This is a genomic window from Agromyces fucosus (genome assembly GCF_004134865.1).
Lineage (GTDB): Bacteria > Actinomycetota > Actinomycetes > Actinomycetales > Microbacteriaceae > Agromyces > Agromyces fucosus.
The window spans coordinates 223,020-238,518 of the sequence record NZ_SDPO01000001.1 but is presented as its reverse complement, the minus strand read 5'-3'; the positions used below and the strand labels follow the sequence as shown (position 1 = coordinate 238,518).

Sequence of the window (15,499 nt, the reverse complement as noted above, 5' to 3'; positions counted from 1 at the left end):
CGGCCCATTCGGCGTGCGCACATCCCACACCCCGCAGGCACGATCTGCTGAAGAGAGAGGTCGAGTGTGACTGTCAACGACCAGGATCCCTACTCGGTCGAGGCGATGGACGCCGATCCGGAAGAGACTTCCGAATGGGCTGAATCCCTTGATGCACTTGTCGCCGAGAAGGGACACCAGCGCGCGCGAGAGATCATGCTCAGCCTGCTGAAGCGCTCCAAGGAGCTGCACCTCGGCGTGCCGATGGTTCCGACCACCGACTACCTGAACACGATCGCCCCCGAGAACGAGCCCGAGTTCCCCGGCGACGAGGAGATCGAGCGCCGCTATCGCGCCTGGATCCGATGGAACGCGGCGGTGCTCGTGCACCGTGCGCAGCGCCCCGGCATCTCCGTCGGCGGTCACATCTCGACCTACGCGTCGTCGGCGGCACTCTACGAGGTCGGCTTCAACCACTTCTTCCGCGGCCAGGACCACCCCGGTGGCGGCGACCAGATCTTCGTGCAGGGCCACGCCTCCCCCGGCACCTACGCCCGCGCGTTCCTCGAGGGCCGCCTCTCGTCCGACCAGCTCGACGGCTTCCGCCAAGAGAAGTCGCACGCGCCCGACGGCCTCTCGTCGTACCCGCACCCGCGCCTCATGCCGGAGTTCTGGCAGTTCCCGACCGTGTCGATGGGCCTCGGGCCGATCAACGCGATCTACCAGGCGCAGGCCAACAAGTACCTGACGAACCGCGGCATCAAGGACGCGAGCGACCAGCAGGTCTGGGCGTTCCTCGGCGACGGCGAGATGGACGAGGTCGAGAGCCGTGGCCAGCTCCAGGTCGCCGCGAACGAGGGCCTCGACAACCTGAACTTCGTGATCAACTGCAACCTGCAGCGTCTCGACGGTCCGGTGCGCGGCAACGGCAAGATCATCCAGGAGCTCGAGAGCTTCTTCCGCGGCGCCGGCTGGAACGTCATCAAGGTCGTCTGGGGCCGCGAGTGGGACGACCTGCTCGCCCGCGACCACGACGGCGCGCTCCGCAACCTCATGAACGTCACCCCCGACGGCGACTACCAGACCTACAAGGCCGAGTCGGGCGCGTACGTGCGGGAGAACTTCTTCGGCCGCGACCCCCGAGCGCTCGAGCTCGTCTCGCACCTGTCCGACGACGAGGTGTGGGGCCTGAAGCGCGGCGGTCACGACTACCGCAAGGTCTACGCGGCGTTCAAGGCGGCCAGCGAGCACAAGGGCCAGCCGACGGTCATCCTGGCGAAGACGATCAAGGGCTACGGCCTGGGTCCGGCCTTCGAGGGGCGCAACGCGACCCACCAGATGAAGAAGATGACCCTCGACAACCTCAAGACGTTCCGCGACCAGATGCGCATCCCGATCACGGACGCGCAGCTCGAGGAGAACCCCTACCTGCCGCCGTACTACACGCCCGGCGATCAGGACGAGGCGATCCAGTACCTGCACGAGCGTCGCCGCGAACTCGGCGGCTACCTGCCCGAGCGCCGGTCGAACCACACGGCGATCTCGCTCCCCGACGACTCGGCCTACGCGATCGCGAAGAAGGGCTCCGGCACGCAGGAGATCGCCACGACCATGGCGTTCGTGCGACTGCTGAAGGACCTGATCCGCTCGAAGGACTTCGGCCACCGCATCGTGCCGATCATCCCCGACGAGGCGCGCACCTTCGGCATCGACGCGTTCTTCCCGACCGCGAAGATCTACAACCCGAACGGCCAGCACTACACCTCGGTCGACCGCGAACTGCTGCTCGCCTACAAGGAGAGCCCGCAGGGCCAGATCATCCACGTCGGCATCAACGAGGCCGGCGCCATGGCGGCGTTCACCAACGTCGGCACGTCGTACTCGACGCAGGGCGAGCCGCTCATCCCGGTGTACGTCTTCTACTCGATGTTCGGCTTCCAGCGCACGGGCGACGCGATGTGGGCCGCCGGCGACCAGATGGCCCGCGGGTTCATCATCGGCGCGACCGCCGGCCGTACGACGCTCACGGGCGAGGGCCTCCAGCACGCCGACGGCCACTCGCCGCTGCTCGCCTCGACCAACCCGGCCGTCGTCTCGTACGACCCGGCGTACGGCTACGAGATCGGGCACATCATGCGCTCGGGCCTCGAGCGCATGTACGGCGGTTCGCACGACGACCCCAACGTCATGTACTACGTCACGGTCTACAACGAGCCGCTCGTGCAGCCGGTCGAGCCCGAGGGCGTCGACGTCGACGGGATCATCCGAGGCATCCACCGCCTGAACGAGTCCGGCGTGGCGGGACCGAAGGCGCAACTGCTCGCCTCCGGCGTCTCGGTGCCGTGGATCCTCGAGGCGCAGCAGCTCCTCGCCGAAGACTGGGGCGTGTCGGCCGATGTCTGGTCGGTCACGAGCTGGGCGGAGCTGCGACGCGACGGCCTCGCCGCCGACGAGCACAACTTCCTGAACCCCGACGCCGAGCGCAAGGTCCCGTACCTCACGCAGAAGCTCACCGGGGCGAACGGCCCGTTCGTGGCGGTCTCGGACTACATGCACGCGGTCCCCGACCAGATCCGCGCGTACGTGCCCGGTCAGTACGCCACGCTCGGCGCCGACGACTTCGGGTTCTCCGACACGCGCGCGGCCGCGCGTCGCTTCTTCAAGATCGACGGACCGTCGGTCGTCGTCCGCACGCTCGAACTCCTCGCGGACCGCGGTGAGGTCGACCGTTCACTCCCCGCCCAGGCGATTGAGAAGTACCGCCTGCACGACGTGAACGCCGGCACCACCGGATCGGCCGGCGGAGAGAGCTAGCAGGCGACGAGGTGGCGACGAGGCCCAAGACGAAGGCGGAGACGCTCGCATGGTTGCGCACCATCGCGGGCGAACTCGCGACGGCGACGCTCAAGCGTCTCGAAGACACGTTGCCGTGGTACGGCGACATGCCTCCGAGCCGCCGCTCTGCCGTGGGCCTCGTCGCCCAAGCCGGCATCTCCTCGTTCGTCGCCTGGTTCGACGACCCGCGGTCGACCCCGTGGATCGCGGCCGACGTCTTCGGCGCTGCCCCTCGTGAGCTGCTCCGCTCGGTGAGCCTGCAGCAGACGCTGCAGCTCATCCGGGTGACGGTCGAGGTCGTCGAAGACCGCGTGAAAGACGGCGGCGAGCCGCTGCGTGAGGCGATCCTCCTGTATTCGCGGGAGATCGCCTTCGCTGCGGCCGACGTCTACGCTCGCGCCGCTGAGGCGCGAGGACTCTGGGACGCGCGCCTCGAGGCGCTCGTGGTCGACTCGATCCTCTCGGGCGAGGCCGACGACGAGCTGCCGAGCCGCATCGCGGCGCTGGGCTGGCACGGGCACGGCGAGGTGTCGGTGCTCGTCGGCACCGCGCCGAAGCAGCTCGACGTCGATCACGTGCGCCGAGCAGCCCGCCACATGCACGCCGACGTCCTCATCGGCGTGCAGGGCAACCGCCTCGTGCTCGTCATCGGTCGCGCCGACCCGCTCGCCCGTGAGGCCGAAGAGGCGATCGGAACCGCCCCGGCGCTCACCTTCATGGAGATCGCGAGCCAGCTCGAGCCGCACTTCGGCCCGGGGCACCTGGTGCTCGGTCATGCCGTGCCGAATCTCGTCGACGCCTCGAAGAGCGCCAAGGCGGCACTCGCCGGGTTCGCGGTCGCCCGATCGTGGCGGCACGCGCCCCGCCCGGTGCACGCCGACGACCTGCTGCCTGAGCGTGCGCTCGCCGGCGATCCGCTCGCCCGGGCGACGCTCGTGCACCGCATCTACCGGCCGTTGCAGGCGCACTCGACCGAACTCCTGACCACGCTGTGGAGCTACCTCGACAACGGGCGTTCGCTCGAGGCGACGGCGCGCGAGCTCTTCGTGCACCCGAACACCGTGCGCTACCGCCTCAAGCGCGTCTCCGACGTGATCGGCTGGGACGCGACGGGGGCGCGCGAGGCGCTCATCCTGCAGTCGGCCCTCATCATCGGTTCGATGAGCGACCACGAGCTGGCACCGCGTCGGCGACCCACCAGCTGAGCTCGCTTCTGTACCGTTCGTACAAGGCTTCTGCCGAGAGCTTGTCGCGTGTGCACACCCGGGGCCGCCCACCGGTTGGCAGACTGGGGTGGTGATCGTCGTCGTCTGCCCTGGACAGGGCTCTCAGACCCCCGGATTCCTCGCTCCCTGGCTGGCCGAGTCGGCCTACGCCGAACGGCTGTCGGCGTTGTCCGACGCCGCGGGGCTCGATCTCGCGCACTTCGGCACGGAGGCCGACGCCGATACGATCCGCGACACCGCGGTCGCGCAGCCGCTCATCGTCGCGGCGGGCATCCTGACGCTCGGCTCACTCCTCGCCGACGGCCGTGCGGCTCGCATCGGCGGCATCGCGGGCCACTCGGTCGGCGAGATCACGGCTGCGGCCGGGTCCGGCGTGCTGAGCGAGACCGACGCGATACGCTTCGTCGCCGAGCGCGGCCGGGCGATGGCGGATGCCGCTGCGCTCGAGCCCACCGGCATGAGCGCCGTCATCGGCGCCGACGAAGCCGCCCTGCTCCCCCGCCTCACCGAGCTCGGACTCGAGCCGGCCAACTTCAACGGCGGTGGTCAGATCGTCGTGGCGGGCGCGCTCGACGCGCTCGAGGCGCTGAAGACGGAGCCCCCGGCCGGATCGCGGGTCATCCCGCTCCAGGTCGCCGGCGCCTTCCACACCCGCTACATGCGCCCGGCGGTCGACCGTCTCGCCGAGGTCGCGGCCGGTCTCGCTCCGGCCGATCCCACGCTTCCCCTCTGGACGAACCGCGACGGCAGCGCCGTGACCTCCGGTGCAGCATTCCTCGAACTGCTCGTCGGCCAGGTCTCCTCGCCCGTACGCTGGGATCGCTGCATGGAGTCCTTCCAGGCGGCAGGAGTCACGGGAATCATCGAACTCGCACCGGCCGGCGCCCTCGTCGGCCTGGCGAAGCGCGCGCTCAAGGGCGTGCCGACGGTCGCCGTGAAGACTCCCGAAGACCTGTCGGCGGCGATCGAGCTCATCGAGCAGCACGCCTGAGCCGGCGACGAACGACGAGAAAGCCGAGCATGACGAATCCCACCCTCCAGCAGTCGCACGGGCCCGCCTTCACGCGCATCTATGCCGTCGGTGCGGCGCGCGGTGAGAACGCGGTGCCCAACGCCGATCTGATCGGCCCGATCGATTCGTCCGACGAGTGGATCCAGCAGCGCACGGGCATCGTGACACGCACGCGTGCCGGCGCCGACGTGTCGGCGACGGACCTGGCCACGACCGCCTCCCGCGAGGCGATCGAGCGGTCGGGCGTCGCCCCCGAGCTCATCGAACTCGTCATCATCGCGACCATCTCCAACGTGCAGCAGACGCCGTCGATGGCGGCCGTCGTCGCCGACCGGGTCGGAGCCAATCCGGCGGCCGCGTACGACATGAACGCCGCGTGCGCGGGCTACGCCTATGCGGTCGCCCAGGCGGACGCGCTGATCCGATCGGGGGCGGCGACCTACGCCCTCGTCGTCGGCGCCGAGAAGCTCTCCGACGTCGTCGACCCGACCGACCGCTCGATCTCGTTCCTCCTCGGCGACGGCGCCGGTGCCGTGGTCGTCGGCCCGAGCGAGACGCCCGGCATCGCGCGCACGATCTGGGGCTCCGACGGCTCGAAGGCGGGCGCGGTCGGGATGAACGGCACGCTCACCGAATACCGCGACGGGGCCGCCGAGTGGCCGACGCTCCGTCAGGAGGGCCAGACGGTCTTCCGCTGGGCCGTGTGGGACATGGCGAAGGTCGCGAAGCAGGCACTGGATGCCGCGGGCGTGACGAGCGACGACCTCGCCGCGTTCATCCCGCACCAGGCGAACATGCGCATCATCGACGAGTTCGCCAAGCAGTTGAAGCTGCCCGACACCGTCGTGATCGCCCGCGACATCGCCACCACCGGCAACACCTCTGCCGCCTCGATTCCGCTCGCGACGCACCGCCTGCTCGAGGAGCACCCTGAACTTTCCGGAGGCCTCGCCCTCCAGATCGGCTTCGGCGCCGGACTCGTGTTCGGCGCCCAAGTGGTGGTTCTTCCCTGAACCACCTCCCCCTGTCCATCTAGACTGTCTCTCGGTCAAACGAGACACCCCCAAGGAGAAAACAATGGCATTGTCCACCGAAGAAGTGCTTGCCGGCCTGGCCGAGCTCATCAACGACGAGACCGGCATTGCGACCGACACGGTTGAGCTGGACAAGTCGTTCACCGACGACCTCGACATCGACTCGATCTCCATGATGACGATCGTCGTCAACGCCGAAGAGAAGTTCGACGTGAAGATCCCCGACGAAGAGGTCAAGAACCTGAAGACCGTCGGCGACGCCGTCACCTTCATCGTCAAGGTTCAGGCCTAGCAGCTGCGTGGAGCGGGCCGGCGCCTTCTGCCCGGCCCGCTCGTTCAGTGCGACCAATCCCTCCATCGGAGTGTTTCTCGAATGACCAAGAAGATCGTCATCACCGGCATCGGTGCGACCTCGCCGCTCGGCGGCACCGCCCCTGAGAGCTGGAACGCCCTGCTCGCCGGCGAGTCCGGCGCGCGCTCCCTCGAGCACGACTGGGTTGCGAAGTACGAGTTGCCCGTCACCTTCGCCGCCGAGGCGAAGGTCCGGCCCGAAGAGGTGCTCGAACGCCCCGTCGCGAAGCGCCTCGACCCCTCGAGCCAGTTCGCCCTGATCTCCGCGAAGGAGGCGTGGGCCGACGCAGGTTCACCCGATGTCGCCCCCGAACGCCTCGGCGTCGACTACGCCACCGGCATCGGCGGCATCTGGACCCTGCTCGACGCCTGGGACACGCTGCGCGAGCGCGGCCCGCGCCGCGTGCTGCCGATGACCGTGCCGATGCTCATGCCGAACGCCGCCTCAGCCGCCATCTCGATGCACTTCGAAGCCCGCGCCTTCGCACGCACGGTGGCGTCGGCGTGCGCGTCGAGCACGGAGTCGCTCGCGAACGCCTACGAGCACCTCCAGCTCGGCTACGCCGACGTCGTGATCGCCGGCGGCTCCGAGTCCGCGGTGCACCCGATCACGCTCGCGTCGTTCTCGTCGATGCAGGCGCTCTCGCGTCGCAACGACGACCCTGCGCACGCCTCTCGCCCGTACAGCGTCGACCGCGACGGCTTCGTCATGGGCGAGGGTGCCGCGAGCCTCGTGCTCGAGACCGAGGAGCACGCCCTCGCACGTGGCGCACGCATCTACGCGGAGCTCGCGGGCGGTTCGGTGAGCGCCGACTCGTACCACATCACGGCCAACGACCCCGAGGGTCGCGGCGCCAGCCGCGCAGTGCTCGACGCACTCGCGCAGGCCGGTGCGACGGTCGACGACGTGACGCACATCAACGCCCACGCGACGAGCACGCCCGTCGGCGACATCGCCGAGTACACGGCGCTGCGCAACGTCTTCGGTGATCGAGTGCACGACATCCCCGTCTCCGCCACGAAGGCGTCGACCGGTCACCTCCTCGGCGGCACGGGTGCGCTCGAGGCGGTGTTCACGATCCTCGCGCTCCAGAACCGCCTGGCTCCGCCGACGATCAACCTGACCACGCAGGATCCCGCCATCCCGCTGCGGGTCTCCGGCGAGCCGCAGCCGCTCGGCGACGGACCGCAGCTCGCGATCAGCAACTCCTTCGGGTTCGGCGGCCACAACGCCGTCGTGGCGATCCGCACCCCGTAGCAGGTTCGGGCTCAACTGAGCCGGACGCATGAGAAGACCCCGGTCGCACCCGCTGCGCCGGGGTCTTCTCGTGAACGGTCCGAGGGTTTCGCTCATGCGCTGCCGGGAATGGTCATCCGACCTCGCGTCACGCCGCCGGCGGACCGAGGTTCGCTCAGCCCACCTGGTGCAACCAGACGACCGGGGCGAAGTCGCTCGCGTGACGGAACGGTTCGAGTTCGTCGTCCCACGCCTGGCCGAGGGCGAGACGCAGTTCGCGGTGGAGCTCGATGGGGTCGGTTCCGCCGACGTCCATCGCGTACCGGATGCGGTCCTCGGGCACCACGGTGTTGCCCGCGGTGTCGGTCTGGGCGAAGAAGACGCCGAGTTCGGGCGTGTGCATCCATCGGGCGCCGTCGGAGCCGGGCGTCGGGTCTTCGCTCACCTCGAAGCGCAGCTGCTCCCAACCGCGCAGCGCAGAGGCGAGCTTCGCGCCGCTGCCGGCGTCGCCCTCCCAGTAGAACTCCGCGCGCATGGCACCGCGAAGCACCGGCTGCTCGCTCCAGTCGAAGTTGACCGCGACACCGAGTGCGGTGCCGGCGGCCCATTCGACATGCGGACACAGCGCCCTCGGCGAGGAGTGCACGAACAGCACGCCTCGCGCGGTGCGCGCTGCCCGCGTGGCATTCTTCGTCATGTCTGTCTCCGTTCTCGAGGTGCGTCTTCCCCAACGACCTCAAAACGGACAGATGACGGTATTCGGTTGTCGACGAGCGAGCCGTCACCGCCGATTATGCCCCGCATCAGGCTCATTGACAAGGCACGAAACCATATACTCAGTGAAACGTTGACTTCGATCGGAGTACGAATGGCTGTTCGCGACGCACTGCTCGCCCTGCTCTCCGCCGGCCCCGGGTACGGGTTCCAGTTACATGGCGACCTCGCCGAGCGCACGGGCGGCCGGCGGGAGGTCAACGTGGGGCAGAGCTATGCCACGCTCGAGCGCCTCGGCAAGCAGGGTCTCATCGAGTCGGCGGGCGCCACCGACGACGGCCTGCCGCTCTACCGCGCGACCGGGGCGGGCTCGGCGGCGACGTCGGCCTGGTTCGCCGGAGCGGATGCCTCGGGCAGCGACCCGTGGGACGAGACCGTCGACCGGGTGCTCGTCGCGGCCTCGTTGCCGGGCGTCGACGCCGGCCCGATCGTCGCGGCGGAGCGGTTGCGCTGGCAGGAGCGAGCGGTCGAGGCATCCGCTCGGGCCGTGATCGACGAGGCGGCGGGTGACGGTGCCGATGCGAGCCCCCTCCCCCGATTGGCAGCGCTGGCCGCCGCCGCGGAAGCGGCGCGGGCTCGCGCCGCCCTCGAGTGGCTCGACGAGGTGACGGCGGTCGCCGGTCGGCATGAACTGGCCTTCGCGCCGCGCATGGAGCGGCCCCGACGCGGCCGTCGCCCATCGAAGCGATCGGCGTCGTCGAATGGCGCAGCCGCCGCTCAGGCGTCGGCCGACGCGTAGCTCTCGACGATCGCGAGGTCGAGCGGGAACTCCACGGGGAAGTCGCCGAAGAGCAGCCGGCCGGCCTCGGTCGCTGACGACAGCACGGCAGCGGCGACGTCGTCGGCGACCTCGGCGGGCGTGTGCACGATGATCTCGTCGTGCAGATAGTAGACGAGGTGGGGCATCCGCTCGAATGCCGGCCCCGAGCGGGAGGCCATTGCACGCGGCGCGGCGGTATCGCCTGCGATCGCCACGAGCCTCGAGCGGAGGCCCGCCATCCAGCAGAGCGCCCACTCGGCCGCGGTGCCCTGGACCACGAAGTTGCGGGTGAACCGGCCCCAGTCACGCGCTCGCGACCGCGCACGTCGTTCGTCGGCCGGTGTCGCGTCGGGTTGGGAGGCGAGGGACTGCGCGGCGCGCCACTCGGCACCCGGCAGCGGCGACGACCGGCCGAGCAGCGTCGTGACGCTGGCACCGCGCTCCCCCTCGGCAGCCGCGCGGTCGACGAGCGCCATGGCACGCGGGTAGGCACGGGCCAGACGCGGCACGAGCCGGCCGCTCTCGCCGGTCGTCGCGCCGTACATGGCACCGAGGATCGCGACCTTCGCCTGATCGCGCGTCTCGACGACGCCCGCGCCGACGATGCCGCTGTAGAAGTCGCGACCCCGGCCGGCGGCCGCCATCGCCTCGTCGTGGGCCAGGCCGGCGAGCACGCGCGGCTCGAGCTGGGCCGCGTCGGCGACGACGAGCGACCAACCGGGATCGGCGACGACCGCGCTGCGCACGTTCTTCGGCAGTTGCAGGGCGCCGCCGCCCGACGTCGCCCAGCGCCCGGTGGCCGTGCCGCCGGGAACGTAGTCGGGCCGGAACCGGCCGTCGACCACCCACTCGTCGAGCCATGACCAGGCGTTCGCACTGTAGAGGCGGGCGAGCTTCTTGTACGCCACGAGGGGCTCGATGGCCGGATGCTCGTGCTCGCGCAGCTGCCAGCGACTCGTCGACTCGACCTGGATGCCGGCACGGCGGAGCGCTTTCAACAGGTCGATCTGGGAATCGAGGTTCACGGCGGGGGCGCCCAGCAGCGTGCGCACCTCGCTCGCGAGCTCCTCCATGCGGGCGGGCTTGCGGCCAGGCGCCGGCTTCGGGCCGAGCTCGGTCTCGAGCACGCGCTCGTGCACGCCTCGGTGCCACGGCAACCCGGCGGCGTGCAGTTCGGCGCCGATGAGCGCACCGGCCGATTCGGCCGCGAGCAGGAGCCGAAGCGCGCCGGGCCGCTCCGACGCCTCGACGAGAGCGAGCTGCCGTGCGTGCTCGGCGAGCACGGCCTCGACCGGCACGCCGAGCACGTCGCGAGGGCCGTGGTCCGGCTCGCGCGACGCGGCATCCGTCTCGTCGTCGAAGTCGAGCAGGTCGAAGAGCGCCGACTGCGCCACGGATGCTGCGGGCGCGGCCGGTATCGGCTGCCCGGCTTCCGCCGGCCCGAGCGGCAGCCAGTCGGGCCGCGGATGCATCCCGCCGTCGCGCGCCGTCGTCGTCGCCGTCGAGTGGTCGAGGATCGCGGAGGCGAGCACCAAGTCATGGCAGCGTTCGACGCGCACCCCTTCGGCGAGCAGCCGTGGGTACCACCGGCGGGTGTCGGCCCAGATCCAGCGTGGACGGCGCGCCGATTCGAGCTCACGAACGACCGTCGGGAGCTCGAGCAGCGGCACCGTCTCGAACGGTGCGTCGGAGACCGCGGGGTCGACCAGTGCGACCCGGCCGGGGCCGTTCGCGCCGACCACGATCCGCATGGTCCCATTCTCGCCGCTGCGTCCGACATCCCGTGCCGGCGATGTCGGTGGCGGCGTCGATGATCGGATCCATGAACGAATGCGGGCGGCGCTCATGGTCGCGGTGAGCTTCCGGTGCGGACACGGTGCAGACCCTGGGGATGCCGGCGCGGTCGCCCTGGCACGCGTGTGCCCCCTGTGCATGCTGCTCCACGAGACGCAGCGCTCACGCTCCGAGCTGCTCTCGCGCGTCGCCCCGCCGCAGCGTGCCGCACTCGCACGAGAGACGCGCATCGGCGCGAGCTACGAATGGCGTTGCGCTCGCGGGCACGATCGGTACCCGGCGACGGTCGGCGAGGTGCTGACCGGCCCGAGCTGCGCGAAGTGCCGATCGAATGCGGCTGCGCCCGGCGCGCGCCGTGAGGCGGGTATGGCCTTCATGAAGCCCGGGCTCAGGCTCGGCACCTCGCAGGTCGAGCAGCGACTGCGCATGCTCCTCGGCGAACGCATCCGCCTCCACCACCGCGTGAACGCGGTGCGCATCGCGCGCATGTTCTACGGCAAGCAAGAAGTCTGGCCCGACATCCTCGTGCCGCAGTTGCGCGTCGCCGTCGAATACGACGATCCCGGTCGCTCGAGGCGCGCGCATCTCGGTCTGAAAGAGGCCTCCGACCTCGAGAAGGACGAAGCGCTCCGCGAAGTGGGCTGGGAGGTCATCCGCATCCGCGCCGGCGGGCTCGAATCACTCGGCCCCGGCAGCATCGTGTGCCGAAGCCTCACGGTCGAGGTCGTCGACGAGGTGGTGGCGCAGATGCGGCGCATTCGGGGAGATGCCGCGGTCGACGCCCTCCTGGTGACCCGCCGGCACGCGGTCTGAGCGTCGGCGACACCGCGCGCACATCGCGTCCCTGATCCCCACCGACACCCTGTGGAGACATCGCTGCACGGAGCGCGTTCGACCGATAGGGTGAGTCGACCCGAGCACCCCTCTTCGCCCGGGCTTTCGCGCGCGCAGAGAGGCAGTCGATGCTCCTTCCGTTCCTCATCGTCGGAGGCATCGGCCTCGTCCTCCTCGTGATCTCGCTCGTGCTCGGCGACATCTTCGACCATCTCGAGATCGGCGACGGTGCCCTCTCGGGCACGGCACTCGCGGTCGGCATGGTTGTGTTCGGTGCCTCCGGCGCGCTCGTCTCCAGCATGGGCCTCGAGATCGTCTGGGTCTACGTGCTCTCGATCGTGCTCGCCGCGGTCGCGTACCTGCTCTGCGTGCTCACGATCCGCAACCTCACCCGGAGCTCCGACGGCGTGCCCGCCTCGGCGGTGGGTCTCTCGGGCGTCGCGCGGTCCGGCATCACGACCGCGGGCGGCGAAGTGAGCCTCGACGGCCCCGGAGAGCTCGAACGCCGGCTCGCCTACTCCGACGAGCCGATCGCCGAGGGCGCCCGCGTGCGCGTCGTCGAGCACGCCGGCAGCCGCGTGAAGGTCGTCGCGGGCTGACCTCGGCCCTCGCCCGCCACGCCCCACTCCTCCCCCGAACCCCCTGCACCACCCCTCCTGCACCACCTCCCTGCGTCTCCTCCCGAAAGGAAACCCGATGCTCTCCCCCCTGCTGATCCAGGTCATCTCGGTCGTCGCGATCGTCATCGCGCTGCTCGCACTGTTGACCTTCATCGCCCGTCGCATCCGCCGTGTGCCGCCGAACGAGGCCCTCGTCATCGTCGGGCGCGGCGCCGGCCGCACCGCACCCGAGCAGTCGTCGGCCCAGCGCGTGGTCATCGGCGGTCGCACCTTCATCTGGCCGATCCTGCAGCAGGGCTTCGCGATCTCGCTCGAGCAGCGCCAGATCGGCATCACTGTCGAGGGCGTCGACAAGAACCGCATCAAGATCGCCATCAAGGCGTCGATCAACTTCAAGGTCAGCGGCACCGAAGACGGCGTGCGCCGTGCAGCCCAGCGCTTCCTCTCGCAGCAGAGCCTGCTCACCGAGATCATCAAGGAATCCCTCGAGGGCTCACTGCGCTCCATCGTCGGCGACATGACGATCGAGCAGATCATCTCCGACCGCAAGAGCCTCTCCGACCGTGTCGTCGCCGAGACGAAGACCGACCTCGTCGAGCAGGGCCTGCAGGTCGACCTGCTGAACATCTCCGACATCTCGACGCCCGGCAGCGAGTACCTCGCGAACCTCGGCCGCGCCGAGGCCGCCCGCGCCCGTCAGGTCGCCGAGGTGAGCGAGGCCGAGGCCGCCCGAGTCAGCGAGTTCGCTCGCATCGAAGCCGCCGAGCAGGTCGCCGAGCGGCAGAAGGCGCTGAGCCTGAAGCAGGCCACGATCAAGGCCGAGACCGATCGGGCCAACGCCGAGGCCGAGGCATCCGGTCAGCTCGCGAAGGCCGAGCAAGACAAACTGGTCGCCGTGCAGGAGCGCGACGCCCTCTCGGAGCAGGCGCTCGTGACGCAGGAGCGCCTCGACATCGAGATCCGCAAGCCCGCCGAGGCCGAGGCCTACGCCGAAGTGCAGCGCGCCACCGCCATCCGCGACGCCGCCAACGCGAGCACCGAGGCCGAGGCCTACAAGCGCACGAAGATCGCCGAGGCGAACAAGGTCGCCGCGGTGCAGGACGCCGAGGCGTCGGCGACCTCGGTGCGCTTCGCCGGTGAGGCCGAGCGCGACCGGCAGGTGGCACTCGCCGCCGGTATCCGCGCCGATGGCGAGGCCCGCGCCGCCGCGATCCAGGCCGAAGGTCTCGCCGAGGCGGCAGCGACCGATGCCAAGGCCATGGCACTGAAGAAGTACGGCGAGGCCGCGCTCGCGCAAGAGATCATCTCTCGCCTGCCCGAGATCGTGCGCGCCGCAGCGGAGCCGATCTCGAACATCAAGACGCTTACTGTCGTGTCGACCGACGGGGCGAGCGCCGTCACGAAGACCGTCGGCCAGGTGCTCGGCGAGGGCACCGAGGTCGTGAAGTCGCTGACCGGACTCGATGTCAGCTCGATCCTCGCGGGACTCGCGGGCGGCCAGCTCGTGAAGTCCGACGCCACGACGGACTGACGCGCCGTACCCCTTGATCGACGTCGGCGCGACCCACTGCCAAGGTGAGAGGACGTTCGATCAAGGGGGAACATGTCAGAGCAGCAGCGTCCAGGATTCACCGCGGCCGAAATGGCGGAGGCAGTGGCCTCGGTGAGCACACCGGACACCGTAGCGTCGCCATTCGGTGAACTTCACTTCTTCGACGGGGTGCCGTTGCCCGAGACGGTCGAGACCGCGTACGACGCGCTCGACCTGATTCGGGCCATCGACGTGTTCCTGAACGCCGTACCCGGCGCGTCACTCGTCGCGTTCCGCGCCGGCCTGCGCGTCGCCGGTGTCACCTCTCCCAGACAGATCGGCATCACCGAACCCCGGGCGACGTCGAAGGCGTTGTTCCTCACGCCGAACACCGAGACGACCTACGGCGTCACCATGCTCGATCTCAAAGCGTGGGGACCCACCGTCATCGAGGCGCCGCCGCAGTCGCTGTGCGTCGTGGACGACTTCTGGTTCCGCTATGTCGCCGACATGGGCATCGCCGGTCCCGACCAGGGCGCAGGCGGCAAGTACCTCTTCCTGCCGCCGGGGTACGAGGGAGACGTGCCCGACGGCTACTTCGTCTACCACACACCCACGTACACGAACTTCGTCGTGCTGCGCGCGCTCGGCGGCGTGCCGGCGATGAAGCAGACCCGCATCTATCCGCTCGCCGACGCAGCGAACCCCGCGGACAACGAGTTCATCAACCTCGCGGAGACCCCGTTCAACACGGTGCACGCGAACGACTTCTCGTTCTTCGAAGAGGTGGCGGAGCTCGTGCAGGAGGAACCCGCATCGGCACTCGACCCGGAGCGTGCCGGGCAGCTCGCCGCGATCGGCATCGCGAGCGGTCAGCCGTTCGCCCCCGATGCACGCCTGCGCGGCATCCTCGAGCAGGCGGCGCCGATCGCCGCCGGGCTCGCTCGGACGGTCAGCTACGCGCCCCGCGACCCCGAGGCAGTGCTCTACGGATCGTGGCGCAACGCCTTCGTCGGCGGCGACTACGAGTTCCTCCGTGACGGAGCACGGCTCCTCGACGCGCGCACCCAGTTCCACTACATCGCGACCGTCATCACCCCGGCGATGGCGCATGCCCAGGTCGGTGCGGGCTCGGCGTACGCGTACACCGTGCACGATTCGGCGGGCAATCTCTTCGACGGGTCGCGCACGTACCGTCTGCACGTCGAAGCCAATCCCCCGGCGAAGAACTTCTGGGCGGTCGACGTCTACGACACGCAGACGCGATCGCTGCTCGTCGTGCCATCGACCCCGTACCCCGCCCTTGCCAGCAACGACGGCAAGATGCAGGCCAACGAGGACGGGTCGTTCGACCTGTACTTCGGCCCGAGCGCACCCGCCGGAAAGGAGTCGAACTGGGTCGAGACGGTGCCTGGAAAGTCCTGGTTCCCGATCCTCCGGATCTACGGCCCGCTCGAGCCCTGGTTCGAACAGACGTGGCGATTGAACGAGGTCGAGCCGATCGACTGAACG

General features: G+C 69.8%; 13 protein-coding genes. 11 read left to right on the top strand and 2 right to left on the bottom strand.

Annotation, left to right across the window (positions count from 1 at the left end; genetic code table 11):
- The first annotated feature begins 66 nt into the window (after nt 1-66).
- The 6 genes from aceE (at nt 67) to ESP57_RS01140 (ending at nt 7,695) form a co-directional block, all read left to right on the top strand.
- Nucleotides 67-2,793 carry a pyruvate dehydrogenase (acetyl-transferring), homodimeric type gene (gene aceE / locus ESP57_RS01165; protein WP_115958083.1) on the top strand — a complete coding sequence of 909 codons (2,727 nt, stop codon included), beginning with the start codon at nt 67-69 and terminating at the stop codon, nt 2,791-2,793.
- A gap of 11 nt (nt 2,794-2,804) precedes the next feature.
- A complete protein-coding gene (locus tag ESP57_RS01160) occupies nt 2,805-4,019 on the top strand; it encodes a PucR family transcriptional regulator (RefSeq protein WP_115958085.1) in 1,215 nt (404 codons plus the stop codon).
- Nucleotides 4,020-4,110: 91 nt separating this feature from the next.
- Entirely contained in the window at nt 4,111-5,031 is a 921-nt protein-coding gene (locus ESP57_RS01155; RefSeq protein ID WP_115958519.1) for an ACP S-malonyltransferase, read from the top strand.
- A gap of 29 nt (nt 5,032-5,060) precedes the next feature.
- Nucleotides 5,061-6,065 carry a beta-ketoacyl-ACP synthase III gene (locus ESP57_RS01150; RefSeq protein ID WP_129230278.1) on the top strand — a complete coding sequence of 335 codons (1,005 nt, stop codon included), beginning with the start codon at nt 5,061-5,063 and terminating at the stop codon, nt 6,063-6,065.
- 64 nt (nt 6,066-6,129) lie between these two features.
- Nucleotides 6,130-6,378 (top strand): acyl carrier protein, encoded by a 249-nt coding sequence (locus ESP57_RS01145; RefSeq protein WP_129230276.1) that lies wholly within the window; start codon nt 6,130-6,132, stop codon nt 6,376-6,378.
- A gap of 81 nt (nt 6,379-6,459) precedes the next feature.
- The gene (locus tag ESP57_RS01140; RefSeq protein ID WP_129230274.1) at nt 6,460-7,695 is read left to right on the top strand and encodes a beta-ketoacyl-[acyl-carrier-protein] synthase family protein; all 1,236 of its coding nucleotides are present in this window, start codon (nt 6,460-6,462) and stop codon (nt 7,693-7,695) included.
- Nucleotides 7,696-7,849: 154 nt separating this feature from the next.
- Here ESP57_RS01140 and ESP57_RS01135 read toward each other — a convergent pair whose 3' ends face one another.
- On the bottom strand, nt 7,850-8,371 hold the full coding sequence (locus ESP57_RS01135; protein ID WP_115958091.1) for a DUF3145 domain-containing protein: 522 nt from the start codon (nt 8,369-8,371) through the stop codon (nt 7,850-7,852).
- A 171-nt stretch (nt 8,372-8,542) separates the two neighbouring features.
- On the opposite strand from ESP57_RS01135, the gene ESP57_RS01130 reads away from it, so the two are divergent.
- Nucleotides 8,543-9,187: a PadR family transcriptional regulator gene (locus tag ESP57_RS01130; protein WP_129230272.1), complete on the top strand. Its 645-nt coding sequence runs from the start codon at nt 8,543-8,545 to the stop codon at nt 9,185-9,187.
- Here the strand turns inward: ESP57_RS01130 and ESP57_RS01125 are convergent.
- Nucleotides 9,166-10,959, bottom strand: a complete 1,794-nt coding sequence (locus ESP57_RS01125; protein WP_129230270.1) for a bifunctional 3'-5' exonuclease/DNA polymerase — start codon at nt 10,957-10,959, stop codon at nt 9,166-9,168. The genes ESP57_RS01130 and ESP57_RS01125 overlap by 22 nt on opposite strands.
- 181 nt (nt 10,960-11,140) lie before the next feature.
- Here ESP57_RS01125 and ESP57_RS01120 point away from each other — a divergent pair, with 181 nt between their 5' ends.
- From ESP57_RS01120 to ESP57_RS01105, 4 genes are all read left to right on the top strand, one after another.
- On the top strand, nt 11,141-11,815 hold the full coding sequence (locus ESP57_RS01120) for a hypothetical protein (RefSeq protein WP_129230268.1): 675 nt from the start codon (nt 11,141-11,143) through the stop codon (nt 11,813-11,815).
- Nucleotides 11,816-11,964: 149 nt separating this feature from the next.
- Entirely contained in the window at nt 11,965-12,435 is a 471-nt protein-coding gene (locus ESP57_RS01115; protein WP_056008579.1) for an NfeD family membrane protein, read from the top strand.
- A 97-nt stretch (nt 12,436-12,532) separates the two neighbouring features.
- Entirely contained in the window at nt 12,533-13,987 is a 1,455-nt protein-coding gene (locus ESP57_RS01110; RefSeq protein ID WP_129230266.1) for a flotillin family protein, read from the top strand.
- Between the two features lie 72 nt (nt 13,988-14,059).
- The gene (locus ESP57_RS01105) at nt 14,060-15,496 is read left to right on the top strand and encodes a DUF1254 domain-containing protein (RefSeq protein ID WP_082571290.1); all 1,437 of its coding nucleotides are present in this window, start codon (nt 14,060-14,062) and stop codon (nt 15,494-15,496) included.
- Nucleotides 15,497-15,499: the final 3 nt, after the last annotated feature.

What these genes read in the sequence shown, in the direction of transcription:
- ESP57_RS01150 (WP_129230278.1), top strand. Translation starts at nt 5,061, where the DNA reads ATGACGAATCCCACCCTCCAGCAGTCGCACGGGCCCGCCTTCACGCGC.
- ESP57_RS01145 (WP_129230276.1), top strand. Translation starts at nt 6,130, where the DNA reads ATGGCATTGTCCACCGAAGAAGTGCTTGCCGGCCTGGCCGAGCTCATC.
- ESP57_RS01140 (WP_129230274.1), top strand. Translation starts at nt 6,460, where the DNA reads ATGACCAAGAAGATCGTCATCACCGGCATCGGTGCGACCTCGCCGCTC.
- ESP57_RS01135 (WP_115958091.1), bottom strand. Translation starts at nt 8,371, where the DNA reads ATGACGAAGAATGCCACGCGGGCAGCGCGCACCGCGCGAGGCGTGCTG.
- ESP57_RS01130 (WP_129230272.1), top strand. Translation starts at nt 8,543, where the DNA reads ATGGCTGTTCGCGACGCACTGCTCGCCCTGCTCTCCGCCGGCCCCGGG.
- ESP57_RS01125 (WP_129230270.1), bottom strand. Translation starts at nt 10,959, where the DNA reads ATGCGGATCGTGGTCGGCGCGAACGGCCCCGGCCGGGTCGCACTGGTC.
- ESP57_RS01120 (WP_129230268.1), top strand. Translation starts at nt 11,141, where the DNA reads ATGCTGCTCCACGAGACGCAGCGCTCACGCTCCGAGCTGCTCTCGCGC.
- ESP57_RS01115 (WP_056008579.1), top strand. Translation starts at nt 11,965, where the DNA reads ATGCTCCTTCCGTTCCTCATCGTCGGAGGCATCGGCCTCGTCCTCCTC.
- ESP57_RS01110 (WP_129230266.1), top strand. Translation starts at nt 12,533, where the DNA reads ATGCTCTCCCCCCTGCTGATCCAGGTCATCTCGGTCGTCGCGATCGTC.
- ESP57_RS01105 (WP_082571290.1), top strand. Translation starts at nt 14,060, where the DNA reads ATGTCAGAGCAGCAGCGTCCAGGATTCACCGCGGCCGAAATGGCGGAG.